General features: G+C 71.0%; 24 protein-coding genes and 2 pseudogenes. 17 read left to right on the forward strand and 9 right to left on the reverse strand.

The features are described from left to right. Positions 1-19 precede the first annotated feature (19 nt). From ASC60_RS28315 to ASC60_RS28345, 8 genes are all read left to right on the forward strand, one after another. Complete coding sequence (locus ASC60_RS28315; RefSeq protein ID WP_055555855.1) at positions 20-676, forward strand: HAD family phosphatase; 657 nt, start codon at positions 20-22, stop codon at positions 674-676. A 25-nt stretch (positions 677-701) separates the two neighbouring features. Then, entirely contained in the window at positions 702-1,943 is a 1,242-nt protein-coding gene (locus ASC60_RS28320) for an MFS transporter (protein WP_055555857.1), read from the forward strand. Beyond that, complete coding sequence (locus ASC60_RS28325; protein WP_079038690.1) at positions 1,912-3,084, forward strand: acetoin utilization protein AcuC; 1,173 nt, start codon at positions 1,912-1,914, stop codon at positions 3,082-3,084. The genes ASC60_RS28320 and ASC60_RS28325 overlap by 32 nt, the downstream gene beginning before the upstream one ends. 102 nt (positions 3,085-3,186) lie before the next feature. Then, positions 3,187-4,002, forward strand: coding sequence for a phosphatase (locus ASC60_RS28330; protein WP_055555861.1), 816 nt, complete (start codon positions 3,187-3,189; stop codon positions 4,000-4,002). A gap of 131 nt (positions 4,003-4,133) precedes the next feature. Further along, positions 4,134-4,343 carry a helix-turn-helix domain-containing protein gene (locus ASC60_RS28335; RefSeq protein ID WP_014053989.1) on the forward strand — a complete coding sequence of 70 codons (210 nt, stop codon included), beginning with the start codon at positions 4,134-4,136 and terminating at the stop codon, positions 4,341-4,343. Positions 4,344-4,456: 113 nt separating this feature from the next. Further along, positions 4,457-4,555, forward strand: coding sequence for a 30S ribosomal protein bS22 (locus ASC60_RS39940; RefSeq protein ID WP_003948845.1), 99 nt, complete (start codon positions 4,457-4,459; stop codon positions 4,553-4,555). A gap of 199 nt (positions 4,556-4,754) precedes the next feature. Continuing rightward, the gene (locus tag ASC60_RS28340; RefSeq protein ID WP_055555863.1) at positions 4,755-5,798 is read left to right on the forward strand and encodes an NAD-dependent epimerase/dehydratase family protein; all 1,044 of its coding nucleotides are present in this window, start codon (positions 4,755-4,757) and stop codon (positions 5,796-5,798) included. A gap of 14 nt (positions 5,799-5,812) precedes the next feature. Then, positions 5,813-6,856: a lysophospholipid acyltransferase family protein gene (locus ASC60_RS28345; RefSeq protein WP_055555865.1), complete on the forward strand. Its 1,044-nt coding sequence runs from the start codon at positions 5,813-5,815 to the stop codon at positions 6,854-6,856. 63 nt (positions 6,857-6,919) lie between these two features. Here the strand turns inward: ASC60_RS28345 and ASC60_RS28350 are convergent, their stop codons facing one another. From ASC60_RS28350 to ASC60_RS28365, 4 genes are all read right to left on the reverse strand, one after another. Next, positions 6,920-8,170, reverse strand: coding sequence for a DUF5667 domain-containing protein (locus tag ASC60_RS28350; protein WP_055555867.1), 1,251 nt, complete (start codon positions 8,168-8,170; stop codon positions 6,920-6,922). 213 nt (positions 8,171-8,383) lie between these two features. Beyond that, a complete protein-coding gene (locus ASC60_RS28355) occupies positions 8,384-9,214 on the reverse strand; it encodes an ECF subfamily RNA polymerase sigma factor, BldN family (protein ID WP_055555869.1) in 831 nt (276 codons plus the stop codon). A gap of 511 nt (positions 9,215-9,725) precedes the next feature. Then, on the reverse strand, positions 9,726-10,649 hold the full coding sequence (locus ASC60_RS28360; protein ID WP_055555871.1) for an HAD family phosphatase: 924 nt from the start codon (positions 10,647-10,649) through the stop codon (positions 9,726-9,728). Positions 10,650-10,763: 114 nt separating this feature from the next. Then, the gene (locus ASC60_RS28365) at positions 10,764-11,042 is read right to left on the reverse strand and encodes a glutaredoxin family protein (RefSeq protein ID WP_055555873.1); all 279 of its coding nucleotides are present in this window, start codon (positions 11,040-11,042) and stop codon (positions 10,764-10,766) included. Between the two features lie 347 nt (positions 11,043-11,389). Between ASC60_RS28365 and ASC60_RS28370 the strand changes: the two genes are divergently transcribed. The 6 genes from ASC60_RS28370 to ASC60_RS28395 all read left to right on the forward strand — a co-directional run bounded on the left by ASC60_RS28370 (position 11,390) and on the right by ASC60_RS28395 (position 17,988). Then, on the forward strand, positions 11,390-12,217 hold the full coding sequence (locus ASC60_RS28370) for a redox-sensing transcriptional repressor Rex (RefSeq protein ID WP_055555875.1): 828 nt from the start codon (positions 11,390-11,392) through the stop codon (positions 12,215-12,217). Beyond that, entirely contained in the window at positions 12,214-13,716 is a 1,503-nt protein-coding gene (locus tag ASC60_RS28375) for a glutamyl-tRNA reductase (RefSeq protein ID WP_055555877.1), read from the forward strand. The genes ASC60_RS28370 and ASC60_RS28375 overlap by 4 nt, the downstream gene beginning before the upstream one ends. Then, the gene (gene hemC, locus ASC60_RS28380; RefSeq protein WP_055555879.1) at positions 13,713-14,678 is read left to right on the forward strand and encodes a hydroxymethylbilane synthase; all 966 of its coding nucleotides are present in this window, start codon (positions 13,713-13,715) and stop codon (positions 14,676-14,678) included. The genes ASC60_RS28375 and hemC overlap by 4 nt, the downstream gene beginning before the upstream one ends. Further along, positions 14,675-16,336, forward strand: coding sequence for a bifunctional uroporphyrinogen-III C-methyltransferase/uroporphyrinogen-III synthase (locus ASC60_RS28385; RefSeq protein ID WP_055555881.1), 1,662 nt, complete (start codon positions 14,675-14,677; stop codon positions 16,334-16,336). The genes hemC and ASC60_RS28385 overlap by 4 nt, the downstream gene beginning before the upstream one ends. Next, the gene (gene hemB, locus ASC60_RS28390) at positions 16,333-17,337 is read left to right on the forward strand and encodes a porphobilinogen synthase (RefSeq protein WP_055555883.1); all 1,005 of its coding nucleotides are present in this window, start codon (positions 16,333-16,335) and stop codon (positions 17,335-17,337) included. Before ASC60_RS28385 ends, hemB begins: the two co-directional genes overlap by 4 nt. A gap of 108 nt (positions 17,338-17,445) precedes the next feature. Beyond that, complete coding sequence (locus ASC60_RS28395; RefSeq protein WP_055555885.1) at positions 17,446-17,988, forward strand: NUDIX hydrolase; 543 nt, start codon at positions 17,446-17,448, stop codon at positions 17,986-17,988. On the opposite strand, the pseudogene ASC60_RS28400 reads toward ASC60_RS28395, so the two are convergent. Next, positions 17,985-19,300: pseudogene (locus ASC60_RS28400) on the reverse strand (hypothetical protein). The gene ASC60_RS28395 and the pseudogene ASC60_RS28400 overlap by 4 nt on opposite strands. A gap of 160 nt (positions 19,301-19,460) precedes the next feature. Between ASC60_RS28400 and ASC60_RS28405 the strand changes: the two are divergent. The 3 genes and pseudogenes from ASC60_RS28405 to ASC60_RS43360 form a co-directional block, all read left to right on the forward strand. Beyond that, positions 19,461-19,904 (forward strand): ATP-binding protein, encoded by a 444-nt coding sequence (locus ASC60_RS28405; RefSeq protein WP_234357181.1) that lies wholly within the window; start codon positions 19,461-19,463, stop codon positions 19,902-19,904. A 65-nt stretch (positions 19,905-19,969) separates the two neighbouring features. Further along, positions 19,970-20,386 carry an NUDIX domain-containing protein gene (locus ASC60_RS28410; protein WP_234357182.1) on the forward strand — a complete coding sequence of 139 codons (417 nt, stop codon included), beginning with the start codon at positions 19,970-19,972 and terminating at the stop codon, positions 20,384-20,386. A gap of 29 nt (positions 20,387-20,415) precedes the next feature. Then, positions 20,416-20,586: pseudogene (locus ASC60_RS43360) on the forward strand (YdcF family protein); the annotation flags it as partial. A gap of 58 nt (positions 20,587-20,644) precedes the next feature. On the opposite strand, the gene ASC60_RS28415 reads toward ASC60_RS43360, so the two are convergent. The 4 genes from ASC60_RS28415 to ASC60_RS28430 are packed head-to-tail and all read right to left on the reverse strand — an operon-like array spanning position 20,645 to position 24,106. Continuing rightward, complete coding sequence (locus ASC60_RS28415) at positions 20,645-20,866, reverse strand: hypothetical protein (protein WP_199831075.1); 222 nt, start codon at positions 20,864-20,866, stop codon at positions 20,645-20,647. A 14-nt stretch (positions 20,867-20,880) separates the two neighbouring features. Then, the gene (locus ASC60_RS28420) at positions 20,881-22,560 is read right to left on the reverse strand and encodes a sodium:solute symporter family protein (protein ID WP_055555891.1); all 1,680 of its coding nucleotides are present in this window, start codon (positions 22,558-22,560) and stop codon (positions 20,881-20,883) included. After that, positions 22,557-23,201 (reverse strand): nucleoside/nucleotide kinase family protein, encoded by a 645-nt coding sequence (locus ASC60_RS28425; RefSeq protein WP_055555893.1) that lies wholly within the window; start codon positions 23,199-23,201, stop codon positions 22,557-22,559. Before ASC60_RS28425 ends, ASC60_RS28420 begins: the two co-directional genes overlap by 4 nt. A 32-nt stretch (positions 23,202-23,233) precedes the next feature. After that, positions 23,234-24,106 (reverse strand): sugar phosphate isomerase/epimerase, encoded by an 873-nt coding sequence (locus ASC60_RS28430; RefSeq protein WP_055555895.1) that lies wholly within the window; start codon positions 24,104-24,106, stop codon positions 23,234-23,236. Positions 24,107-24,328 lie beyond the last annotated feature (222 nt).

Below are 24,328 nucleotides of genomic sequence, written 5' to 3' on the forward strand. Positions count from 1 at the left end.
GTCTTTGTAGGCTGACGCCATGCGCTATGACATGGTCATCTTCGACAACGACGGGGTACTCGTCGACAGCGAGCCGATCTCCAATCGGCTCCTCGCGGGCTATCTCACCGAGCTGGGCCACCCCACCAGCTACGAGGACTCCCTGCGCGACTACATGGGATCCGCCATGCACCGCGTTCATGACCTGGTCCTGGAGCGCACCGGGCAGCGGCTGCCCGCCGACTTCGACACCACTTTCCACTCCCGCGTCTTCGCCGCCTTCCGCCGCGAGCTGGAGCCGGTGGACGGCGTCGCCGCCACGCTGCACGGTCTGCGGGCGGACGGGATCCCGTACTGCGTGGCCTCCTCCGGAAGCCATGAGCGGATACGGGTCGCCCTGCGGAAGACCGGGCTCTACGACTACTTCGGCGAGGACCGCATCTTCAGCTCCGAGGACGTGGGCCGCGGCAAACCGGCCCCCGACCTGTTCCTCCACGCGGCGAACCGCATGGGCGCGACCCCCGGCCGGTGCGCCGTCGTCGAGGACAGCCCGCTCGGGGTGCGGGCCGCCCTGGCAGCCGGGATGGACGCGTACGGCTACACGGCCATGACCCCGGCCGACCGCCTCCCGGGCGCCCGGGCCCACTTCTCGGACATGGCCGAACTGCGAATACTGCTCAGCTCTACCCACAAGTAGCGCCAGGGGCCTACGCTCCTCGGCCATGACGGATACGCGCCCGGGCCCGCGGCTGCGGCATGGCCGGGCCTCGCTGGCCATCAGCTTCTTCGTCCAAGGCGCGATCTTCGCACTGCTCGTGACCCGGATACCCGCGCTGCAGGACCGCTACGGGATATCCGACGGACTGCTGCCCCTCTTCCTCGCCGCCGTGCCGGTCCTGGCCGGGGTGGGCAGCGTCACCACCGAACACCTCGTCAAGCGGGTACGGCCGGGACGGGTGCTGCGCGGGGTCCAGCCCGTCGTCTCGCTCGCCCTGCTCGCGGCGGGGTCGGGCTCGGCGGTGTGGCAGCTCGCCGTGGCGCTCGCGGTCTTCGGCCTCACCGTCGGGGCGCTCGACGCGTCGATGAACATGCTCGGGGTGAGTCTGCAACGCGCGTACGGGCGCAGCATCATGCTCGGCTTCCACGCCGCGTACAGCCTGGGCGGGATCACCGGGGCCTCGCTTGCCTGGGTGGGCGCGCACGGGGACCTGCCGCTGCCCGTGCTCTACGCGCCGCTGGTGGCGGCTCTCGTGCCCGTCGCGTTCGTCGCGGGCCGCTGGTTCGCGGACGACGCCCGCGGCCCCGGAGACGGCGGCACGGGCCCGGACCGCGGCACGGGCGCGGCGGGCGGCGCGGAGCACCGCGTCGTGAGCATGCGGCCGCTGCTGCCGCTCTGCCTCGTCATGGCCTTCGCCTACATCGGCGACTCCACGGTCTCCAACTGGTCCGCCAAGTACCTGGAGGACGTGCTGCACAGCTCCGATCAGCTGGCGACGGTGCCGTACAACGTCTACATGGTCACCACCCTCCTGGGCCGGTCCTTCGGCGACCTCGGGGTGCGGCGGTTCGGCGCGGCCGCCGTCGTGCGGGCCGGGGCGCTGCTCGCGGCGGGCGGGTTCGCCGTGGTCGCCGCGGCGCCCGGCGCCTGGGTGGGGATGCTCGGGTTCACGCTGCTGGGGTTCGGGCTGTGCGTACTGGTGCCACAGACGTTCGCCGCCGCCGGGCGGCTTTTCCCCGGGGCGTCGGACGCGGCCATCGCGCGCCTGAACATCTTCAATTACGTGGGCTTTCTGATCGGTTCGCCGCTGGTGGGCGCGCTGGGCGGCGCGTGGAACTACCGGGGGGCGATGCTCGTGCCGATGGCCCTCGTGCTCGTGACGCTGGTCTACGCGAGGTCGTTCGGCGCCGCACCCGCCCGATACGGTGACGGGCATGAGCGGCCGCGCACAGTTGATGTGGGATGAGCAAGTAACCGGATACGACTTCGGTGCCGGGCATCCGATGGACCCGGTCCGGCTCGCGCTGACCATGCGGTTGGTGGAGGCGTACGGGCTCGACCGGGCGGTCGGGGTGGTGGCCGCCAAGGCGGCCGGCGACTCGACGCTGCGGCTGGTCCACCGCCAGGATTACATCGAGGCGGTGCGGCGGGCCTCGGCCGATCCGGCGGGCGCGGACGGTTCGTACGGGCTCGGGACCATGGACGACCCGGCGTTCGCCGGGATGCACGAGGCGTCGGCGCTGATCGCCGGGCAGTCGGTGGGCGCCGCGGAGAGCGTCTGGCGCGGTGAGGCGCTGCACGCGGTGAACTTCGCGGGCGGGCTGCACCACGCCATGCCCGGCGGCGCCTCCGGGTTCTGTGTCTACAACGACGCGGCGCTGGCGGTGGCCCGGCTGCTGGAGCTGGGCGCCGAGCGGGTCGCGTACGTGGATGTGGACGTGCACCACGGCGACGGCGTGCAGGCGGCCTTCTGGGACGATCCGCGGGTGCTGACCATCTCGTTGCACGAGCATCCGCGCACCCTCTTCCCGCAGACCGGCTGGCCCGAGGAGACCGGCGGCGAGGGCGCCGAGGGCTCGGCGGTGAACGTGGCGCTCCCGGCCGGGACCGGGGACGCCGGCTGGCTGCGGGCCTACCACGCGGTGGTGCCGGAGCTGTTGGCCGCCTTCCGGCCGCAGGTGCTGGTGACCCAGCACGGCGCGGACACCCACATCGAGGACCCCCTCGCCCATCTGGGCGTGACCGTGGACGCGCAGCGCGCGGTCGCGGAGAGCTGCCACCGGCTGGCGCACGAGCACGCGGACGGGCGCTGGATCGCGCTCGGGGGCGGCGGCTACGCGGTGGTGGACGTGGTGCCGCGGTCGTGGACGCATCTGGTGGCGATCGCGGCGGGGCGGCCGGTGGCGCCGGAGGCGGAGGTGCCGGAGGAGTGGCGGCACGAGGTGTACCGCCGGACCCGGCTGGAGGCGCCGCGGCGGATGACGGACGGGCGCGAGCCGCGCTGGCAGGACTTCGCCGAGTCCGGCTATGACCCCGCGGACCGTCTGGACCAGGCGATCCTGGCGACCCGCCGGGCCGTCTTCCCCCGCCATGGCCTGCTGCCGTAGGCCCCTGGGTCGCCACGCTCTCGTACGCCAGTGTTAGGCCGACCGTGGTAACTCGGGGCGTTCCCCTTCGGGCGCGTACGGTGATCCAGCAGCATCGGTGGGGTGTTGAGTACCGCCGCGCTGCGTGCGCATCTGCTGGCGGCGCGGCTCGCCGGGCCGGTGACCACCAGCCGGGAGGAGAGCTTGCGCCGGTATCGGCTCTTCGCCGCCCGCGACCCCCGGGTGCTGCTCGGCCTGGATCCCGAATACGACTGGTCCTTCACCGAATTGCTTCGCCTCATGGGGAGTAAATGCGGGGTTTCGGTCAACCCGGCCCATGTCTCCGGTCACGATGTGATCGATCCGGAGCGTACGATCGCCGCCCTGCAGACCTTCGCGGACCGGCTCCGGGTGGCCGCCGAGACGCGGGCGCCGGTGCTCCTGGGCACCGGCCACCCCCACCGTCTCCTGGGTTTCTACGCCGCGTTGGCGTCAGCCCTCTCGGCGGCCGGATGCCCGGTCCTCACCCCGGCGGACGGTAGATGTGTCGACATAACGACTCGCTTTGGCGTACGTACGTACCAGCTCACCTACGTACGGGGAGTCGCGATGGTGCGGGAACCCGGCGCCCGGCCGACCGCGAGTGAGCCGGGCGCCCACAGTCACTCGCCCCTCCCGGTTCGCGTTGCCCTCGCCTGTGCCGCGGAGTCCGGGGGGCCACTTCCGGGGCTGGTGATCGGGGACCACGGATGGGTCTGCGGAGCAGGTCAACTGGGGTTTGCCGCCATCGGTCTCGCCGACACCGACGACCCCGCGCTGTTCGTCGGGGAAGCCGAGGGACAGGTGTCCGTGGCCGTTCCACTTGATGACGCTGTGCGGTCTGGTTACTACCGGCCGCTTACTCGCTATGTACTCAATCGAGCGTGTCTGTCACAGTAGGCGTGCGATCGCTACTCCTCTTCCCCACTCGCATCACCCGCCCCTAACCTGGGGATGAGCGCGCATGCGAGCAGGAGTCACCGGAGGGGAAGCCGGTGCCCGACATGTGCGGAAGGTTCAGGTGGTGTGTCATGGCTGCTGGCGAACGGCCTCTGAATGAGGTTCAGTTTCTGACCGTGGCGGAAGTCGCCTCGGTGATGCGAGTCTCCAAGATGACCGTGTACCGCTTGGTGCACAGCGGTCATCTGCCGGCGATCAGGGTGGGCAGGTCCTTCCGGGTCCCGGAGCAAGCGGTGCATGAGTACCTCCGCGAGTCCTATGTGGGGGTGGAGTCCGCTTAGGTCGACGACCCTCGGATTACGTGGTTCGCCCGGTGGCGGGTAGGCTGGCCCGATGTAGGTCGTGTGGGCTCGGACGCCCCGCACCGAGTGATTCGAAGTGAGCGAGGGTAGTCGTGGGCTCTGTTATCAAGAAGCGGCGCAAGCGGATGGCGAAGAAGAAGCACCGCAAGCTGCTCAAGCGCACGCGCGTCCAGCGTCGTAACAAGAAGTAACACCAGCGACGCTGTGTTCGTCCCGCAGCCCTTCCACCCATGGTGGAAGGGCTGCGGTGCGTGTGGCTGAGGCCCCGGCTCAAAACGTCGTACCGTGCGGCGAGTGGTCATCACAGCGCAACATCGACCCGTTACGGTGGTCCGCACAGCCCAGCTCGACAGCCCAGCTCGGACGAGGGTGGGAAGGAAGGCGCTGATCTTGGGAAAGGTCGTGCTCGTCACCGGAGTCGCCCGCCGGCTGGGGGGCCGCTTCGTACGGCGCATACAGCGCGAGCCGGACGTCGACCGGGTCATCGGGGTGGACGCGGTCGCTCCCGAACACCAGCTGGGCGGAGCCGATTTCGTCCGGGCCGACATCCGCCACCCCACGATCGGAAAGCTCCTCGCCGAATTCGGCGTCGACACCGTCGTCCACATGGACATCAACGGCACCCCGCTCGGCGCCCGCGGCAACCGCACCTCGGTCAAGGAAACCAACGTCATCGGCACCATGCAGCTGCTCGGCGCCTGCCAGAAGGCGCCGTCGGTGAAGCGGCTGGTGGTGAAGTCCAGCACCAGCGTGTACGGCTCCGCGCCCCGCGACCCCGCCGTCTTCGGCGAGACGACCCCGCCCAAGTCGCTGCCGAGCGGTGGCTTCGCCAAGGACACCGTCGAGGTCGAGGGGTACGTACGCGGCTTCGCCCGGCGCCGCCCCGACGTCGCGGTGTGCGTGCTGCGCTTCGCCAACATCCTCGGACCGTGCGCGGACTCCCCGCTCGCCGAGTACTTCGCCCTGCCGGTGCTGCCCACCGTCATCGGCTACGACCCGCGGCTGCAGTTCGTCCACGAGAAGGACGCCCTGGAGGTGCTGCGGATCGCCGCCTCCGAGCCGCGCCGCTCCACGCTCAACAGCGGCACGTTCAACATCGCGGGCGACGGGGTGCTGCTGCTCTCCCAGGCCGCCCGGCGCCTGGGCCGCCCCACCCTGCCGCTGCTGCTGCCGACCCTCCGGTGGGCCCGCACCGCGCTGCGCTCCCTCGGCATCACCGACTTCTCGCCCGAGCAGATCCGGCTGCTCACCCACGGCCGGGTGGTGGCCACGACCCAGATGCGCGAGACCCTGGGATTCGAACCCGAATACACCACCGCCGGCGCCTTCGCGGACTACGCGCACAGCCGCGGTCCCGGGCTGCTCCCGCCCGAGACCCTCGCCCGTACCATCGACCGGCTCGGCGCCCTGCTGCCCGCCGGCGCCCAGAAATGAGGAGCGCGTCCACCATGGCGGATGCCAAGGTCATTCCGTTCGGTGAGGAACCCCGGTCCCGGCGGAAGGGACCGCGCGCGGGCCGTTCGAACCGGTCCCAGGGTCCGCTGAAGCCCGTACCGCAGCAGCGCGACGAGGAGCTGGAGCACCACCCCGAGACCTCCGCGGCCTCCGTCCCGCCACCGCCCCCGCACCCGCCGAAGCGGGCGCAGGGCGGCGGTGACTGGGAGCGCAAGCTCGCCCACGGGCTGAGCTTCCTGCGCCGCCGGATCACCGGCGAGTACGAGGTCGACGACTTCGGCTACGACGAGGACCTGACCGACCAGGTGCTGATGTCGATGCTCCGCCCGATGTACGAGAAGTACTTCCGGGTCGAGGTGAAGGGCATCGAGAACATCCCGGAGGAGGGCGGCGCGCTCGTGGTCGCCAACCACTCCGGGGTGCTGCCGCTGGACGGGCTGATGCTCCAGGTCGCGGTGCACGACAACCACCCGGCCCAGCGCCATCTGCGGCTGCTCGCCGCCGACCTGGTCTTCGTGCTGCCGGTCATCAACGAACTGGCGCGCAAGGCCGGTCACACCCTCGCCTGCTCCGAGGACGCCCAGCTGCTGCTGGAGCGCGGCGAGGTCGTCGGGGTGATGCCGGAGGGCTTCAAGGGCATTGGCAAGCCGTTCGCGGACCGGTACAAGCTGCAGCGGTTCGGGCGGGGCGGCTTCGTCTCGACGGCGCTGCGCGCCGGGGCGCCGATCGTGCCGTGCTCGATCGTGGGCGCGGAGGAGATCTATCCGATGGTCGGGAACGCGAAGACGCTCGCCCGGCTGCTGGGGATCCCGTACTTTCCGATCACGCCGACGTTCCCGCTGCTCGGACCGTTGGGGGCGGTGCCGCTGCCGACGAAGTGGACGATCCAGTTCGGTGAGCCCATCCCGACGGACGGGTATCCCCCGGAGGCCGCGGACGATCCGATGCTGATGTTCAACCTGACGGACCAGGTCAGGGAAACGATCCAGCACACGCTGTACAAGCTGCTGGTGCAGCGCCGCTCGGTGTTCTTCTGAGTTCGCTGTTCTCTTGAGGGGCGGCCTTCGGGTCCGGCGGCGGGGCCGCCGGACCCGATACGGCTACCTCGTGCCGTCGCCGTCGAGACCGAGCCCCGGCAGCAGGTCGGGCAGCAGCGGCGGGATGGTGATGTCCGGCTGGGACGGCTTGCCGCCGCCCGCTTCGCCCTTGCCCGCGGACGGGCTCGGCGACGCCGCGCCGGTCGGCGGGTCCAGCAGACCGCCGGCGCCGCCCACCAGACCCTGCTCCTCGGGGTCGGCCGACGCCGACGGGTGCGGCTTGGCGGAGGCGTCACCGGGGCGGCTGTGGTTCGGGGCGGCCGGGGAGGACGCCGCCTGGCCACGCTCCGGCTCCACCGCGCCGGGGCGCGGCGGCAGCTCACCGCTCGACTGGCCGGACGGCCCGTGCTGGTCCCCGGTGGAGGGCAGCAGCGAGCGCAGCGGACCGACCTCATCGTCTATGGCGTCGAAGACCGAGCTGACCTGCTGGCCGACGTCCATGAGCTGGACCGGCAGCTGCTCGCGCAACCGGCTCCAGCCCTCGCGGTGCGCCGTGGCGAAGGTGGACAGCTCCCGCATCGCGCCGAGCGAGCCGTCCCGTTTGTAGACCTGGCGCAGCAGCCGGTGGCCCTCGGAGGCGTCATGGCGCATCCCGGACAGGGCCCGGCGGATCTCGCCGAGCTGCTCGTGGTCGAGGTCGCCGGAGCGGGTCCGCTCCATCAGCCGACGGGCCTCGCCCAGCCGGGTGGACGCCTGGTCCAGATAGATCCGGCCGCGGTCGGCGTCGCCGTCGGCCATCTCCAGCTTCAGGTCCTCCATGCCCCGCTTGACCCCGTAGAGGGTGTCGCCCGGGAGCGCGTCGGAACTGGCCGCGGCGACCCCGCCGAACGCGCCCGCCGCGACTCCCACGGTGAGCCCCCCGGCCGCGAGCCCCTTGGACCAGCGGGAGCGGGGCCGGAGTCTGGCCACCGGGGGTTTCGCCCGGTGGGCACCGCTGCTGCGGCGGCGCTGCTCGGGGACGCGGGACGCGCCGTCCGCGAAGGCGGCCTCCATGGCGGCGATCAGCTGGGCCCGCTGGGTCGTTTTGACGTCGGCGGACAGTGTCGGCTTCGGCAGCTCGCCGAGCTGCCGGGTCAGGCCCATCAGCCGCTGCTCGCCGGGGTTGTCCGCGGTGGGGCCGGACGGTTCGGCCCCGGTCGCGGTCGCCCCGGTCGTGTCCTGGGACGCCTGGTGCCGGCTCTCCAGCGCCTCCAGGGCCTCCAGCGCCTCGGCGAAGGCGTTCGCCCGCCGGTGCGCCGATACGTTCGCGATCACGGGCGGCACCTCCTCTTCTCGTGACGGTCGACTCCCCAGGACACCTGGAGGTTCCGTGCCATGCGCGCGTCCACCCGATCGAGTGAGGGGACTACGGGCAGGGTACGACCGCGAGGCGCCTGCACCTCCCACAACGAGCGGCGCGGCACAGGGGTTACGCCCTCCCGATGATCGGACCACACGCCGCGCCCGCGCTTCCGGGGTTCCAGCGGGTCAGCGGGCGTCGTCCGGCAGCAGCCGCGCCAGGGTGCGCACGGCCCGGTACTGCAGGGTTTTGATCGCGCCCTCGTTCTTCCCCATGACGCGGGCGGTCTCGGCGACCGACAGGCCCTGGAGGAAGCGGAGCGTCACGCACTCCTGCTGCTGCGGGTTGAGTTTTCGCACCGCCTGCAGCAGCGCCGCGTTGGAGAGGGACTCCAGGACGGAGTCCTCCGGGCTGCGCTCGACCTCGTTGGCGTCGAGCATCTCGCCGGTGGTGACCTCCAGCCGGAAGCGGCTGGACTTGAAGTGGTCGGCGACGAGGTTGCGGGCGATCGTCACCAGCCAGGCGCCGAAGTCGCGGCCCTGCCAGGTGAAGGTCCCGATGCGGCGCAGGGCGCGCAGGAACGTCTCGCTGGTGAGGTCCTCGGCCGTGGCCCGGCCGCCGACGCGGTAGTAGATATAGCGGTACACCGTGTCGGCGTACTGGTCGTAGAGGCGCCCGAAGGCCTCGGCCTCGCCCGCCTGGGCGCGCTCCACGAGGTCCATCATCCGGCGGCTGTCGCTGTCGGCGCTGGGCCGGCGGGCGGTGGAGGCGGCGCCGCGGGAACGTCTGCCGACCGCCGCTCCGCCGTCGGTGAGGGCATAGCAGGGACTGGCGGCGCCGGACCGGCTGACCGTGCCGTCGGCGGTGCCGGCGGCACCGGCCGGACCGGCGGGCACGGGCGAGGCGAGGGCGAGGGCGGGGACGGCATACGCGGTGGGGACGAAGCCGCGCAGACAGTCGAGGACCGTTGCGCGCAGCGTAGCCAGGCCCGAGGCGTCAACCCCGACGTGTGGGTACACGGGACTCCCAGAGGCAGAGCTTCCATCACGTGCAGTACGGGACCGTTCACCCGCCGTAGGGACGCGTGGGTACCGGTTTGCGTCTAAGGAGAATAACGCTTCGTATAGGCGGCGCTACACCCAGTTGCTCAAATCATCGTTTCCGTCTGCTTCGTTATGGATTGATGACCGATCAAGTGACGAGTGCAGTATGGAAGTTGATCGAAAAGCTTCGCTGCTTGTGCGTCGGTATGGCGTGTTGTGACAAAGCGGCGGTAAGGGGACTGGCGGGGGCGCTATGGGTCAGCAAACGCGGATTGACTGAAACGGGACGGAGGCGGTCGTTCGATGACCCTGCGTATCGCTGCCCATGCCGTCACGCAGCGCGACGATCAGTCAAGCGCGGGCATGCCCGGTCACCCTCGTTCGGCGACGGTCGGTCACGGCGCCGGGCGCCTCCGGCGACGGCCCGGGCGCATCCGGTTCCGCCGCGAGGGTGACGCGCCGGTGCCCCGGGCCGGTGCCCCGGGTGCTAGCGCCTGCGGCGGTGGAGGGCCACGGCGGCGGCCGTGCCGCCCGCCACCGCGCCGACACCGGCCGCGGCCGGGATGCCGATGCGGGCCGCCTTGCGGCCGGTGCGGTAGTCGCGCAGCCGCCAGCCGCGCTCGCGGGCGTGTTTGCGCAGCTGTCCGTCGGGGTTCACGGCGTAGGGGTGGCCGACGATCGACAGCATGGGGATGTCGTTGGAGGAGTCGCTGTACGCCGCGCAGCGGCTCAGGTCGAGCCCTTCGGCCGCCGCCAGCGCCCGTACGGCCTCCGCCTTCGCCGGGCCGTGCAGCGGTTCGCCGACCAGTTTGCCGGTGTACACGCCGCCGACGGACTCGGCCACCGTCCCCAGGGCCCCGGTCAGCCCGAGCCGCCGGGCGATGATCGTGGCGGTCTCGACGGGGGCCGCGGTCACCAGCCACACCCGCTGCCCGGCGTCCAGGTGGGCCTGGGCGAGAGCGCGGGTACCGGGCCAGATGCGGTCGGCCATGTACTCGTCGTAGATCTCCTCACCGATCGACATCAGCTCGGCGACCCGGTGGCCCTTGACGATCGACAGCGCGCTGCTGCGCACGTCCTCCATGTGGGCCGGGTCCTCGACCCCGGCCATCCGGAACCACGTCTGCTGCCAGGCGAAGCGGGCCAGTTCGCGTTTGCGGAAGAAATGCCGCTTGTAGAGGCCGCGGCCGAAGTGGAAGAGCGCGGCGCCCTGCATGACCGTGTTGTCCAGGTCGAAGAAGGCGGCCGCCTGCTCGTCCCCGACCACGGGGAACTCCGGCTCGGCGGCGGTCTGTGGCGGGGGAGTCTCGGCCGACGACTTGCGTGCCGCCTCGGCCGATGCCTCTCCGGCGAGGACGCTCCGCTCCGTGGCGGATTGTCGACGTCGGGTGAACCATCCCAGTGCGGCCATGAAGCGAGCATAGCCACGCCCGCGGTGCTTCCCGTTACGCCCGGGTGTCGCGCGGATTCAGGTTACGCGAAAGGGGCCGGGCGCGGACGGCCGAGAACGGGCCGGTGGCCGGCGTCAGCCGCCGAGGGCGGCGCGCAGCCGCTTCGGGTCGACCCGCCAGAAGTCGTGCTGGGCGCCGTCGACGAGGACCACCGGGATCTGCTCCCAGTACGTGCGGTACAGCTCCTCGTCCTGGGTGATGTCCTTCTTCTCCCAGGGGGTGCCCAGCTCGCCGCAGATCTCCTCGATCACGGCCTCGGCGTCCTCGCAGAGGTGACAGTCGGGCTTGCCGATCAGCGTCACCGTGCGCTCGCTGGGCTTCTTGCGGGGGCTACGACGCAACAGCGGACTCATGGCACCCATTGTGCGCCCCGTCTCAGGCTCTCCCGGTGAGTTCGGCGGGGGGCCCCGGGCCGGTTTACGATCGTGGGCGATTTGTTGCTGTCCGGGGGGAAAGCGGTGAGGAGTGAGGGCCCGTGCTCCCCTCGGTGTCCCAGCGGTGCGCGCGCTTCCATGGGGAACGGTGCGACGCTGGTGGTGGTTCCGCGGCCAGGTCGAAAAGGCGCGTGACACCGGTCACTTTGCTCGGACAAAGCGGACACCATCTTTGTGCACGCGTTCACAAAGACATAGCCTGGCGTCGATGGGGCGGCCTCACGCCATTCGGCCGCCCGCAGCCCCGCTCTACCCGCAGGAGCACCGTGGCAACTGGCCGAACTCACCGACCGGCGACCCGAAGCCGAGGAATCCCCGAGGCCACCGTCGCCCGGCTACCGCTGTATCTGCGCGCCCTGACCGCGCTCTCCGAGCGTTCGGTGCCCACGGTGTCCTCCGAGGAACTCGCGACCGCCGCCGGGGTCAATTCGGCCAAGCTGCGCAAGGACTTCTCGTACCTCGGTTCGTACGGCACCCGGGGCGTCGGCTACGACGTGGAGTACCTCGTCTATCAGATCTCGCGGGAGCTCGGCCTCACGCAGGACTGGCCGGTCGTGATCGTCGGTATCGGTAACCTCGGCGCCGCGCTCGCCAACTACGGCGGCTTCGCCTCCCGTGGCTTCCGGGTCGCCGCGCTGATCGACGCCGATCCGGCGATGGCCGGGAAGCCGGTCGCGGGGATCGCGGTGCAGCACACCGACGAGCTCGAGAAGATCATCGACGACAACGGGGTCTCGATCGGCGTCATCGCCACCCCGGCCGGTGCCGCCCAGCAGGTCTGTGACCGCCTCGTCGCGGCCGGGATCACCTCGATCCTGAACTTCGCGCCCACCGTGCTGTCCGTTCCGGAGGGTGTGGACGTCCGTAAGGTCGACCTCTCGATCGAGCTGCAGATCCTCGCCTTCCACGAGCAGCGCAAGGCGGGCGAGGAGGCCACCCCGCCCGAGCGGGAGACGGCCGGAACCGGTGAGCCGGGCGTCGCGACGACGCCCAAGCGGCCCTCCGTCGCCGCGGACCGCCCCGCCGCCGGTGCGTCCGGCGACGGCAGCCGGCAGGGACCTGACGGGGATGTGCCCGCCGTGATGCCGGCATGAGTCTCCTCGTCGTCGGAATGAGTCACCGCAGCGCGCCCGTGAGCGTGCTGGAGCGCGCCGCCCTGGTGGGGGACGAGCAGACGAAGCTGCTGCAGGACACGCTCGCCGCCGATCCCGCCACCGAGGCCGCGGTGCTGGCCACCTGCAACCGGATCGAGCTGTACGCCGATGTGGACAAGTTCCACGCCGGAGTGGCCGAACTGTCCACCCTGATCGCCCAGCACACCGGCGTCGGCCTGGACGAGCTGACCCCGTACCTCTACGTCCACTACGAGGACCGGGCCGTCCACCACCTCTTCTCGGTGGCCTGCGGACTGGACTCGATGGTCGTCGGCGAGGGCCAGATCCTCGGTCAGATCAAGGACGCGCTCGCGCTCGGCCAGGAGCTGCACACCGCGGGCCGGATGCTGAACGACCTCTTCCAGCAGGCGCTGCGGGTCGGCAAGCGGGCGCACAGCGAGACCGGGATCGACAAGGCCGGGCAGTCGCTGGTGACCTTCGGCCTGGAGCAGCTGGCCGGCGGCGAGCCGGTGGCGGCGTGGGCGGCCGGGAAGCGTGCGCTGGTGATCGGCGCCGGATCGATGTCCTCGCTGGCCGCGACGACCCTCGCGCGCGCCGGGGTGGCAGAACTGGTGATCGCCAACAGGACGTTGGAGCGGGCCCTGCGGCTCGCCGAGTCCCTCGTGGGCCAGCACGCCGGGCTGGGCTCGGGCATCGCCGTCGCCGACCGCGCGGCCGACGCCGCGCGGGAGGCCGCCCCGGAGCGGCGGACCGGGCTGATCGCCCGCGCCGTGCCGCGCGACCGGGTCGGGGGCGAGCTGCCGCACGCCGACATCGTCGTCTCCTGTACGGGCGCGACCGGCCTGGTGCTGACCGAGGACGATCTGCGCACCGCCCTCACCCAGCGGGCGGGCTGCCCCTCCGGCGGGCGCGCCGCCACCGTCTCGCTGCTCGATCTGGCGATGCCGCGCGACATAGACGCGGCGGCGCACCGGATCGAGGGACTGCGGCTGGTCGACATCGAGTCCCTCGCCGAGGCGGCCGCCACCCCCGACGACGACTCGGACTCCTCCGCGGGCGCGCTGGCCGCCGATGTCGACAAGGTCCGCGGAATCGTCTCCGCCGAGGTGTCCGCCTTCGGGGCGGCCCAGCGCGCCGCGCACATCACGCCGACGGTGGTCGCGCTGCGTACCATGGCGGCAGATGTCGTCGCGAGTGAGATCGCCCGGCTCGACGGACGCCTGCCCGATCTGGACGACAAGCAGCGCTCGGAGATCACCCAGACGGTGCGCCGGGTCGTCGACAAGCTGCTGCACGCGCCCACCGTGCGGGTCAAGGAGCTGGCGAGCACTCCGGGCGGCGCGGGATACGCGGACGCGCTGCGCGAGCTCTTCGACCTCGACCCCCAGGCGGTTGCCGCCGTCAGCCGGGCCGACACCAGCGGCTCGGGCCCCGTGGCCGCCGCCGAACCGAACGACCCGAAGGGAGGCAGGGCATGACCGCCCCCGCCACCCCGCTGCGGCTGGGGACCCGCCGCAGCGCGCTCGCCAAGGCCCAGTCCGGCCTGATAGCCGACGCGGTGCGCGAGCTGACCGGCCGCCCCGTCGAGCTGGTCGAGATCACGACGTACGGGGACGTCTCGCGCGAGCATCTGGCGCAGATCGGCGGCACCGGCGTCTTCGTCTCGGCGCTGCGCGAGGCGCTGCTGGGCGGTGAGATCGACTTCGCCGTCCACTCGCTGAAGGACCTGCCGACCGCCGAGCCCGAGGGTCTGACGCTGGCCGCGATACCGCGGCGCGAGGACCCGCGGGACGCGCTCATCGCGCGCGACGGCCTCACCTTCGAACAGCTGCCGCCCGGCGCCCGGATAGGCACCGGATCGCCGCGCCGCGCCGCGCAGCTCAATGCCTGGGCGCGCTCGTTCGGGCTCGATGTCGAGACGGTGCCGATCCGCGGCAACGTCGGCACCCGGATCGGCTACGTCCGCTCCGGTGAACTGGACGCCGTGGTGCTCGCCGCCGCCGGGCTGATCCGCCTCGGGCGGATCGGCGAGGCGACCGGGCTCCTCGACGCCGACCATGTTTTGCCCGCCCCCGGCCAGGGGGCCCTGGCAGTCGAATGTGCCGCGGCCGACGCGGAGACGACTGCCCTGCTCGCCGGACTCGACGACCCGCACACGCGGGCCGCCGTGATCGCCGAGCGTTCCCTGCTCGCCGCCCTGGAGGCCGGCTGCAGCGCACCTGTGGGGGCGCTGGCCGACCTGTTGGGCGACGGTCAGGTTGTCACCGAAATGCGCCTGCGCGGCGTCGTCGGCACGACCGACGGCTCGACGCTGGTGCAGCTGTCCACCACCGGTCCCGTACCCGCGTCGCCCGACAAGGCCGCGGACCTCGGTCGCGAACTCGCCACCGAGATGCTTGCCAAGGGTGCGGCCGGTCTTATGGGGGAGCGAGCACTTTGAACCCCAACGCCCCTAATCACCCCGGCTGCGGGCACGTCACCTTCCTCGGTGCCGGCCCTGGAGATCCGGGCCTACTGACGCTGCGTGCCGTGGAGGCACTGGCCGCCGCGGACGTGCTGATCGCCGACCCGCACGTGCTCGACGTGGTGCGTACGCACGTCAGGCCGGGCGTGGCCGCGGAGGCTCAGGGCACGCCGGGGCAGGCCCCTGACGTGTCGTCAGGAGCCGCCGAGGTCCCGGTACTCCGGGACAGCACCAATCTTGTCATGGCGGCCGCGCGCGGCGGCAAGCGGGTCGTCCGCGCGGTCGCGGGCGACCCCGGCCTCGACGGGAACGCCGCCGACGAGATGCTCGCGTGCGCCGCCGAGGGCATCGTCTTCGAGGTGGTCCCCGGTGTCGCGTCCGTGGTGGGCGTGCCCGCCTACGCGGGGGTGCCGCTGCGGGACTCCCAGGGCGCCGATGTGCGCTTCGTGGACGCCCGCAGCGCCGATGAGCGCTGCTGGAGCGAGGTCGGCTCGTCCGACGCGACGGCCGTCGTCTCCGCCACCCTGGAGACGGTCGCGGCCGCCGCGGGCGAGCTGGTGTCCGCGGGTCGCAAGCCGGACACCCCGCTGACGGTCACCGTCGCCGGTACCACCACCCGGCAGCGCACCTGGACGGCGACGCTCGGCACCATCGCGCAGGTGCTGAAGTCCGCGAAGGTGCTGCCGTCGCCGCAGGGCTCGCAGCCCGTGATAGCGGTCGTCGGCGAGAGTGGCGCGGCCGAGCGGCGCGATCAGCTGTCCTGGTTCGAGTCCAAGCCGCTGTTCGGCTGGAAGGTCCTGGTGCCGCGCACCAAGGAGCAGGCCGCCTCGCTCTCGGACCAGCTGCGCAGCTACGGCGCGGTGCCCAGCGAGGTGCCGACGATCGCCGTCGAGCCGCCGCGTACTCCGCAGCAGATGGAGCGCGCGGTCAAGGGCCTGGTCACCGGCCGCTACGAGTGGATCGCCTTCACCTCGGTCAACGCGGTCAAGGCGGTGCGCGAGAAGTTCGAGGAGTACGGGCTCGACGCCCGCGCGTTCGCCGGGATCAAGGTCGCGGCGGTGGGCGAGCAGACCGCCAAGTCGCTGATCGAGTTCGGTGTGAAGCCGGATCTGGTGCCCAGCGGTGAGCAGTCCGCGGCCGGGCTGCTGGAGGACTGGCCGCCGTACGACCCGGTCTTCGACCCGATCGACCGGGTGTTCCTGCCGCGTGCCGACATCGCCACCGAGACCCTGGTCGCCGGGCTGATCGAGCTGGGCTGGGAGGTCGACGACGTCACCGCGTACCGCACCGTGCGCGCCTCGCCGCCGCCGGCCGAGACCCGTGAGGCGATCAAGGGCGGCGGGTTCGACGCGGTGCTGTTCACCTCGTCGTCCACCGTGCGGAACCTCGTCGGCATCGCGGGCAAGCCGCACAATGTCACTGTCATCGCCTGTATCGGCCCGGCCACCGCGAAGACCGCGGAGGAGCACGGCCTGCGGGTGGACGTGCTGTCGCCCGAGCCCTCGGTGCTCAAGCTGGCCGAGGCGCTCGCGGACTTCGGCGCGGCGCGGCGCCAGGCCGCGGTCGAGGCCGGGGACCCGGTCACGCGCCCGAGCGAGCGACGGCCCGGATCGCGTAGGAGGGCACGCTCTTGAGCACGAGGTACGGCAGCTTCCCGGACGCCCGGCCGCGCCGGCTGCGCACCACGCCGGCGATGCGGCGCATGGTCGCCGAGACCCGGCTGCACCCGGCCGAGCTGATCCTTCCCGCGTTCGTGCGGGAGGGCGTGAGCGAGCCGGTGCCCCTGCAGTCGATGCCGGGCGTCGTCCAGCACACCCGGGACTCGCTGCGGAAGGCCGCGGCCGAGGCGGTCGCGGCGGGCATCGGCGGGATCATGCTGTTCGGGGTGCCGGAGGAGTCCAAGAAGGACGCCGTCGGCACCCCTGGCACCGACCCGGACGGCATCCTCCAGCAGGCCATCCGCGATGTGCGCGGCGAGGTCGGCGACGACCTCGTGATCATGTCGGACCTGTGCCTGGACGAGCACATCGACCACGGCCACTGCGGCGTCCTCGACGCTGAGGGCCGCGTCGACAACGACGCCACCCTGGAGCGCTACGCCGAGATGGCCCGCGTCCAGGCCGACGCGGGCGTCCACACGGTCGGCCCGAGCGGCATGATGGACGGCCAGGTCGGCGTGATCCGCGAGGCCCTGGACGACGCCGGGTACCAGGACGTGTCGATCCTCGCCTACACCGCCAAGTACGCCTCCGCCTTCTACGGCCCGTTCCGCGAGGCGGTCGGCTCGTCGCTGAAGGGCGACCGCAAGACCTACCAGCAGGACCCGCCCAACGCCCGCGAGGCGCTGCGCGAGCTGGAACTCGACCTGGCCGAGGGCGCCGACATGGTCATGGTCAAGCCCGCGCTGCCGTACCTGGACATCCTGCGGCAGATCGCGGACGCGGTGGACGTGCCGGTCGCCGCGTACCAGATCTCCGGCGAGTACGCGATGGTCGAGTCGGCCGCCGCCAACGGCTGGATCGACCGCGACCGCGCCATCATGGAGACCCTGACCTCCATCCGCCGCGCGGGCGCGGGGATGATCCTCACCTACTGGGCCACGGAGGTCGCACAGCGGCTGAACCGCGGCGAGTAGCTTTTTCTCGAGGCCGACAGCGGGCCGGATGCGCACTGCGCATCCGGCCCGACTGCGTTTCGCCCGAGTGACATGCTGGGATTCGCGTCGGCGAAGGGGAGTGGGCTCATGCGGTGGACCGTCCATGGTGAGCGGCAGATCTACAGCAACCCGTGGGTGAACCTGTGGCTCGTGGACGTCCAGCAGCCGGACGGTCATCGTTGGGAACACCATGTGGTGCGGATGCGGCACCTCGCCGTCGCCGCCGTGGTCGATGAGCAGAAGCGGGTGCTGATGATGTGGCGGCACCGGTTCGTCACCGATGCGTGGGGCTGGGAGCTGCCCATGGGCCTCATCGAGCCCGACGAAACCCCGGAGCAAGCCGCCGTCCGCGAGGTCGAGGAGGAGACCGGTTGGCGGGTGGAGGCGGTGAAGCCGCTGGTGTACGCCCAGCCCGCGAACGGCATCACCGATTCCGAACACCACGTCTTCCGCGCCGACGGCGCCACGTACGCCGGTCCGCCGACCGAGCAGAACGAATCGGACCGCATCGAGTGGATTCCGCTCGCCGAGATCCGCGGAATGATCGACCGCCGTGAGATCGTCAGCAGCGGCAGCCTGGTGGGCTTGTTGTACCTGCTCCTGGACGAGGCCGCCAAGGCCACCGGCTAGCGCAGTGCCTCTCGCATCCGCTGCTCGAACCTGATTACTGGCGTCTCGCGGGCGTACGGGGTCAGACGGCGGTGAAACTCCTGGAGGTGCCCGGCGACCCGGGGCGAGTCGATGGCCGCCGTCAGGTCGAGCGCGAGTGCGGCGCTGCGGCAGGCGTCATCGAGTCTGTCTTGCTGGAGCTGGGCTGTGGCGAGCCAGAACGCATGGAGGGCTCGACCGCGCTGCCGCCCGGCCGCCTCTCGCCGCAAGCCTTCCGCGATCAGGGGTTCGGCGCGTTGTGCCTCGCCGAGACGTGCGTAGGCGATGCCTGCGTCGACGATGAGCTTGGTCTCATCGAAGTAGCGGACCCAGGACGGGGCCTCGTCCTCTCGACCGCGTGCCAACTCATACGCATCGCGGGAGCGGTCGATGGCCTGGTGACACGAGGAGGCGTCGCGCAGGGAGGCATGAGCGAAGGCTTCGCGCATGTGGAGCATGGACATCACCAGCGGTTGATCACCGGCGGTTCGCGCAACGTCCTGGGCCTTGCAGGCGAGGGCGATGGCGTCCACCGCGTTGCCTTCATAGGTCGCCTGGAGACTCATGCAGGAAAGCACGTTGGCCATGAACAGGCGGTCGTTCTGCCCGTGGGAGAGGCCGAGGGCCTGGGCGAAGTAGATGCGGGCGGTGCTGTACTGGCGGGCGTCGAAGTATGCCCACCCTGCGAGGCGCGCCAGCTCGGCGGCGAGGGATCGCAGGTCTCGCTCCAGAGGGCAGTCGGCGGCGCGCATCATCTGGGTGACGTACTTGAGATGCCCCACGATGGCGGGGCGAAGTGATGCGCCGCCATGTTGATCGTCGCGCCGCCAGTAGTCCTCCACTGAGGAGCGCAACGCCGTCAGGGTGGAGCGGGTTACCTGCCCGTCAGCCAGGGCCAGGAGATCTTCAAGACGGTCGCTGGGAGCCTGGTCGGAAGGCATCGGGGAGTGCGCAGGCTCTGGCTCTCGTCCTGGGGTGCGTTCCCGTACATGGTCAGGCGAAGGGATCTCCCAGGGACGATGGGCGAGGCCCAGCATCGCACCGGGGATACGCAGCCCGTCGGCGACTCGCTCGATGACATCGATGTGCGCCAGGGTGCGGCGCCCGGCCATGATCTCGCCAACCCTGCTGGGCGTCATGCGCAGAGTGCGGCGATACGCGAGGGGTAGATGCCTGCCTTGAGCTGGGCCAGCCGGAAGATGCGAGCGAAGTCGCGGCTCCGGCAGGCGTCCTGCCACTCGTAGCTGGTCAGCAACGCGGGCGGAAGCCTGTGGTGAGGCTGCGGTCCAGGCACTCGTGCCCCTCTTCCTCGTCCCACGGCTGTGGGTGGTCTGGGCAGTGAACCGTCGAGGATTTTACCCACTTTGGGTAATCACCATGGCCTGTTTCCGTAGTCACTGATCGGATGAGCTTGCCCCCTTGGAACCACGCGACGAGGGGACACGATGCTCCCGATGACCACCCCCAACCCACAGCAGCCCGCCACGCGGCAATGGAAGATGCAGTTCACGTCCACACCCAGGTGCGTCCGCCTTGCTCGAAGCCAGGTCGGCAAAGTGCTTCGTAACTGGGACTACGGAGAGGAAGACATCGACCGGACGGTCCTCGTCTGCGGCGAGCTGGCCACCAACGCCGTGCAGCACGGCCACAAGCGCGGTCACCTCTTCGAGGTGCGCCTGACACACGAGGACACCAGTTGCCTCGTCGAGGTCTCCGACGCGGCCAGCAGTCGTCTGCCGCGTCGTACGGAGGCCGCTGAGGACGACGAGCACGGTCGTGGCCTCCAGCTTGTTGCAGCCCTGGCCAAGGAGACCGGTCATTGCCCCCGCGGCCCCATCGGTAAGACTGTCTGGGCGCGCCTTGCCCTCACTTGGGGTGAAGAAGCCGGTCGATCCTGAGAAGCCGGTGGCCTCCGTCGCTACGGTGGGGGCCACTGTTGCGAACACATCGGGGGAGAACCGTGGTGATTGAGGCTTCGCCGACCAAGATCCCCGGGTGTCTGGCTGTGATCCTCACCAGCCGCAGGGAAGTCATCCTCCAACTCCGCGACGAGAAGCCCGGGATCGGCTGGCCGGGATACTGGTCCCTTCCCGGAGGGGGACGGGAGCCGGGCGAGACGCCGATCAACACCATCCTCCGTGAACTCAAGGAGGAGACCGGTATCACGCCGGACACGATCGAGGAGGCCACGGTGGCCCCGTACGACGCTCTCAAGACTCCGCCGCATGTGTTCCTCGGCACCTGGGACGGTGAGGAGCGCGAACTCGTCCTCGGCGAAGGCCAAGAGCTACGGCTGGTCCCTCTGGCGCATCTGCCTGACAAGATGCCGCCTCATATCCGGCACTACATCCTTCAGCTCACCGCGGTGAACAGCGTGTGATCACCGATGCGCAGTGGCGCGACGTCGAGATGATCTGGGACTACCAGCGGATGGGGCACGAGGCGCGCCCCTGCGGCGGCAGCAGTCCGACGACCGCTGGCCTCTACCCTCGCGGCGAAGCCGTGCATTTCCGCGAGCACGCTCTTGACCTCGGCGTACCCGCTGATGCGATCCTCCTTGAGCCCATGGCCGGGCACACCGAATGGGGGTGCGGCTCAGGCGCCGTGTGCGTGCCCGAGCCGCACGTACAGGAGCAGATCAGCCCTCGTCCCGGCGCTGCGGGGCGAGCTTCGCCCAGGTGGCGAACGCCGCCGCCACGGCCAGGAGGCCGAGGCCGATCCAGAGGTTGATGCGGATGCCGTCGGCCTTGGCGAGTTCGGCGGGGCCGTCGGTGAGGCCGAGGACCGTGAGGACGGCGCCGTACAGGCCGAGGAGTGCGGCGATGAGCCAGCGGACGTCGAAGGTCTTTCCCGGGGTCATGGGGCTCTCTCCGTTCATACGGCGACGACCAGCCAGACGCTCAGGGCCGCCGCCAGGGCCAGGATGACGCAGCCGAGGACGACCGGGGACTTCCACCAGGGCTGGCGTACGGATGCCTCGTGGGCGTCGGGGGAGTCGGGGTCGGGGAGGCCGTGGACGAGGCCGCGGAGTTCGGAGTCCGGCTTGGGCTCGGTGACGAAGGTGACGGCGACCGTGACGACGGCGTCGACGACGAAGGCGAAGAGGGCGCCGTAGAAGTTGGCCATCTGGGCGTTGACGGTGTCGTGCGGGCCGACCTCGCCGCCGGGGTAGAACCAGCCGATGTGGTAGGCGGAGAGGTGGGCGACGGCGGCCGCGGCGGTGCCGGAGAGCATGCCCCAGAAGCCCGCCCACGGGGTGACCCGCTTCCAGAACATCGCCAGCAGGAAGGTCGCGAACAGCGGGGAGTTGAAGAAGGAGAAGAGGAGCTGGATGTAGTTCTGGATGTTGTCGTACTCGGAGGCGACGAACGCCGCCGCGACGCTCACCGCGATGCCCGCGACCGTGGCGTAGCGCCCGGCCTTGAGGTAGTAGCGGTCGTCGCGGTCGCGGACCACGTACGGCTTCCAGATGTCGTAGGTGAACACGGTGTTGAAGCCGGATATGTTGGCGGCCATGCCCGCCATGAAGGCGGCGAGCAGGCCGGTGAGGGCGATGCCGAGCACCCCGGTCGGCAGGAAGCGCTGCATCATCTCCGGGATGACGTCGTTGTACGTGGGTCCGCCCGGCCGGCCGAGCCTGGGGATGATGACCAGGGCGATCATGCCGGGGACCACGGTGAACAGCGGCAGCGCCATCTTCGGGAAGGCCGCGATGAGCGGGGTGCGGCGGGCGGCGTTGAGGTCCTTGGCGGCCAGTGAGCGCTGCACCTCGGCGAAGTTGGTGGTCCAGTAGCCGAAGGCGAGGACGAAGCCCTCGCCCATGGCGAGGCCGATCCAGTCGCCGAGCGGGTTGGTCCAGTGGCCGGGGGTGGTGCCCTGCCAGGTGTGCAGCAGGGTGGGGTCCTGGACGGCGTCCTTGAGGCCGCCGAAGCCGCCGACGGTGTGCAGCCCGATGACCACGATCGGGATCAGCCCGGCGAGGATGACGAAGAACTGGAGCACCTCGCCGTAGATCGCGCCCGCCAGCCCGCCCAGGGTGATGTACGCGAGGACGAAGACCGCGGACAGCACGATGGACAGCCACAGCGGCCAGCCGATCAGCAGCTTGACGATCAGCGCGAGCGCGAAGAGGTTGACGCCCGCCAGCAGCATCTGGGCGACGGCGAAGACGACGCTGTTGAGCAGGTGGGTCTGGTTGTTGAAGCGGCGGCGCAGATATTCGGAGACGCTGTGCACCCGCGTCGAGTAGTAGAACGGCATCATCACGACGCCGAGGAAGACCATCGCGGGGATCGCGCCGAGCCAGTAGAAGTGCACCGCGGCGGCCCCGTACTGGGCGCCGTTGGCCGCGCCGCCGATGATCTCCAGGGCGCCGAGGTTGGCGGATATGAAGGCGAGGCCGGTGATCCAGGCGGGCATGGAGCGCCCGGCGAGGAAGAAGTCGCCGCTGGTGTGGACGGCGCGCTTGGTGGTCAGGCCGATGGCGATGATCGCGCCGAAGTAGACGGCGAGCAGGAACCAGTCGACGGCCCCGAGGTTCAGGGTGCCGGTCATGTCCGGGTCTCCCCTGGTTCGGTGGTGGAGCCGATGACGAGGTCGGCGGCCTCGCGGCCCGGGGCGACGCGGCGGGCGTTGGCCTCGTCCGTGGTGAGGACCCAGCGTTCGGCCTCGGCGCGCTCCTTGCCGAACCGTTCATGGCGGTCGATCAGCCGCCGTACCCGCTCCTCGGAGTCCAGCTCGACCCACCAGGTCTCGTCCAGCAGGTCGCGGACCGGGCGCCAGGGCGCGTCGTCCAGCAGCAGGTAGTTGCCCTCGGTGATGACGAGCGGGATCTCGGGGGCCACCGGGATGGAGCCCGCGATGGGCTGCTCCAGCTCGCGTTCGAAGCCCGGCGCGTACACCGGCTCGCCGGGGCGCGGCTCCTTCAGGCGCCGCAGCAGCGCGGTGTAGCCGTACGGGTCGAAGGTCTCCGGGGCGCCCTTGCGGTCCAGCAGGCCGAGGCGGCGCAGCTCGACGTCGGCGAGGTGGAAGCCGTCCATCGGGACCAGGACCGCGCGCTCGGGGCCGAGCGCGCCGACCAGGTACTCGGCGAGGGTGGTCTTTCCGGCCCCGGGCGGTCCGGCGATGCCGAGCAGTCGGCGGCGGCCGGAGTCGGCCAGGCGCCGGGCGCGCTCGAGGAGTTGCTGGGGAGTCATGGCGGGTCTTTCGGGGAGTCCGGGTGGGTGCTTCAGGCCACGGTGCGGGCGTGGGCGGCCTTGATCTGGTCGGCGATGTACGAGCGGGCGTGGGCGGCGAGGTCGGGGCCGTCCGCCCACAGGTTCCGCCAGACGGCGAGGTCGTGGGAGAGGCCGGGGGCGACGACGGCCGACGAGAAGCTCTCGAAGGTGACCGGGCCCTGGTAGCCGATGTCGGCGAGGGCGTGGAAGAAGGCAGGGAAGTCGATGGTGCCGGAGCCGAGGTAGCCGCGGTGGGACTCGCCGATGTGGACGTAACCGAGGCGGTCGCCGCAGGCGCGGACCGGGCGGGAGAAGTCCTGCTCCTCGATATTCATGTGGTACGTGTCCAGGTGGACCACGACGTTGCCCGCGCCGATCTCGTCGATCAGGTCCAGGCACTGGCGGGCGGTGTTGACGACGTTGCTCTCGTACCGGTTGACCACCTCCAGGCCGAGCGTCACCCCGAGGCCGTCCGCCTCGGCGGCCAGCCCGCGCAGCGCCTGGACGGCGTGCTCGCGCCCGCGGGCGGTGGTGGGGCGGCCGTACTTGCCGAGCGCGCTGTAGAGCACCCCGCCGAAGTAGTCGCCGCCGAGGTCGTGGGTGATGCGCAGGGCCTGGCGCAGCAGCGCCTCGCCGCGGGCCGCGGTCTCCGGGTCGTCGGAGGAGACGTCGGAGTCGAAGGAGAGGCCGCGGGAGCAGGCCACGCGCAGGCCGTGGTCGGCGAGGACCCGGCGGGTGTCCTCCACGTCCACCAGTCCGGGGTCGTGGAGGGAGATCTCGACCAGGTCGTATCCGGCCTCGCGGCTGCGGGCCGCGGCGGTCCGGGCGCCTTCGGGCGTCCAGTCGCCGGTCCACACCAGGGCGTGCACTCCGAGGTCGTTCATCGAGGTCCTTCCGCGTCGTCACGTGAGTGATGGCGTGCGTGATGCCTGCCTGATGCTACGCATCTTTTGCGTGAAGGCAATACATAAGTGTGCTTGGGGTCGGTCGTAAAGGGCGGTACGGTGTGGGCGGTACCGAACACAGCGTGAACAGCGTGGACACGGAGGACAGGGCTCAGTGGCGGAGGCGGTCTCGGCAGGTCAGGCGCATCCAACGGGCCCAGG

Origin of the sequence: Streptomyces sp. NBRC 110028 (assembly GCF_001417735.1) — a bacterium.
Classification (GTDB): domain Bacteria; phylum Actinomycetota; class Actinomycetes; order Streptomycetales; family Streptomycetaceae; genus Streptomyces.

Bases quoted from the DNA above. Each gene is read 5' to 3' on its own strand.
- ASC60_RS28315 (WP_055555855.1), top strand. From the start codon at position 20: ATGCGCTATGACATGGTCATCTTCGACAACGACGGGGTACTCGTCGAC.
- ASC60_RS28320 (WP_055555857.1), top strand. From the start codon at position 702: ATGACGGATACGCGCCCGGGCCCGCGGCTGCGGCATGGCCGGGCCTCG.
- ASC60_RS28325 (WP_079038690.1), top strand. From the start codon at position 1,912: ATGAGCGGCCGCGCACAGTTGATGTGGGATGAGCAAGTAACCGGATAC.
- ASC60_RS28335 (WP_014053989.1), top strand. From the start codon at position 4,134: ATGGCTGCTGGCGAACGGCCTCTGAATGAGGTTCAGTTTCTGACCGTG.
- ASC60_RS28345 (WP_055555865.1), top strand. From the start codon at position 5,813: ATGGCGGATGCCAAGGTCATTCCGTTCGGTGAGGAACCCCGGTCCCGG.
- ASC60_RS28360 (WP_055555871.1), bottom strand. From the start codon at position 10,649: ATGGCCGCACTGGGATGGTTCACCCGACGTCGACAATCCGCCACGGAG.
- ASC60_RS28365 (WP_055555873.1), bottom strand. From the start codon at position 11,042: ATGAGTCCGCTGTTGCGTCGTAGCCCCCGCAAGAAGCCCAGCGAGCGC.
- ASC60_RS28375 (WP_055555877.1), top strand. From the start codon at position 12,214: ATGAGTCTCCTCGTCGTCGGAATGAGTCACCGCAGCGCGCCCGTGAGC.
- hemC (WP_055555879.1), top strand. From the start codon at position 13,713: ATGACCGCCCCCGCCACCCCGCTGCGGCTGGGGACCCGCCGCAGCGCG.
- ASC60_RS28395 (WP_055555885.1), top strand. From the start codon at position 17,446: ATGCGGTGGACCGTCCATGGTGAGCGGCAGATCTACAGCAACCCGTGG.
- ASC60_RS28405 (WP_234357181.1), top strand. From the start codon at position 19,461: ATGACCACCCCCAACCCACAGCAGCCCGCCACGCGGCAATGGAAGATG.
- ASC60_RS28415 (WP_199831075.1), bottom strand. From the start codon at position 20,866: ATGACCCCGGGAAAGACCTTCGACGTCCGCTGGCTCATCGCCGCACTC.
- ASC60_RS28420 (WP_055555891.1), bottom strand. From the start codon at position 22,560: ATGACCGGCACCCTGAACCTCGGGGCCGTCGACTGGTTCCTGCTCGCC.
- ASC60_RS28425 (WP_055555893.1), bottom strand. From the start codon at position 23,201: ATGACTCCCCAGCAACTCCTCGAGCGCGCCCGGCGCCTGGCCGACTCC.
- ASC60_RS28430 (WP_055555895.1), bottom strand. From the start codon at position 24,106: ATGAACGACCTCGGAGTGCACGCCCTGGTGTGGACCGGCGACTGGACG.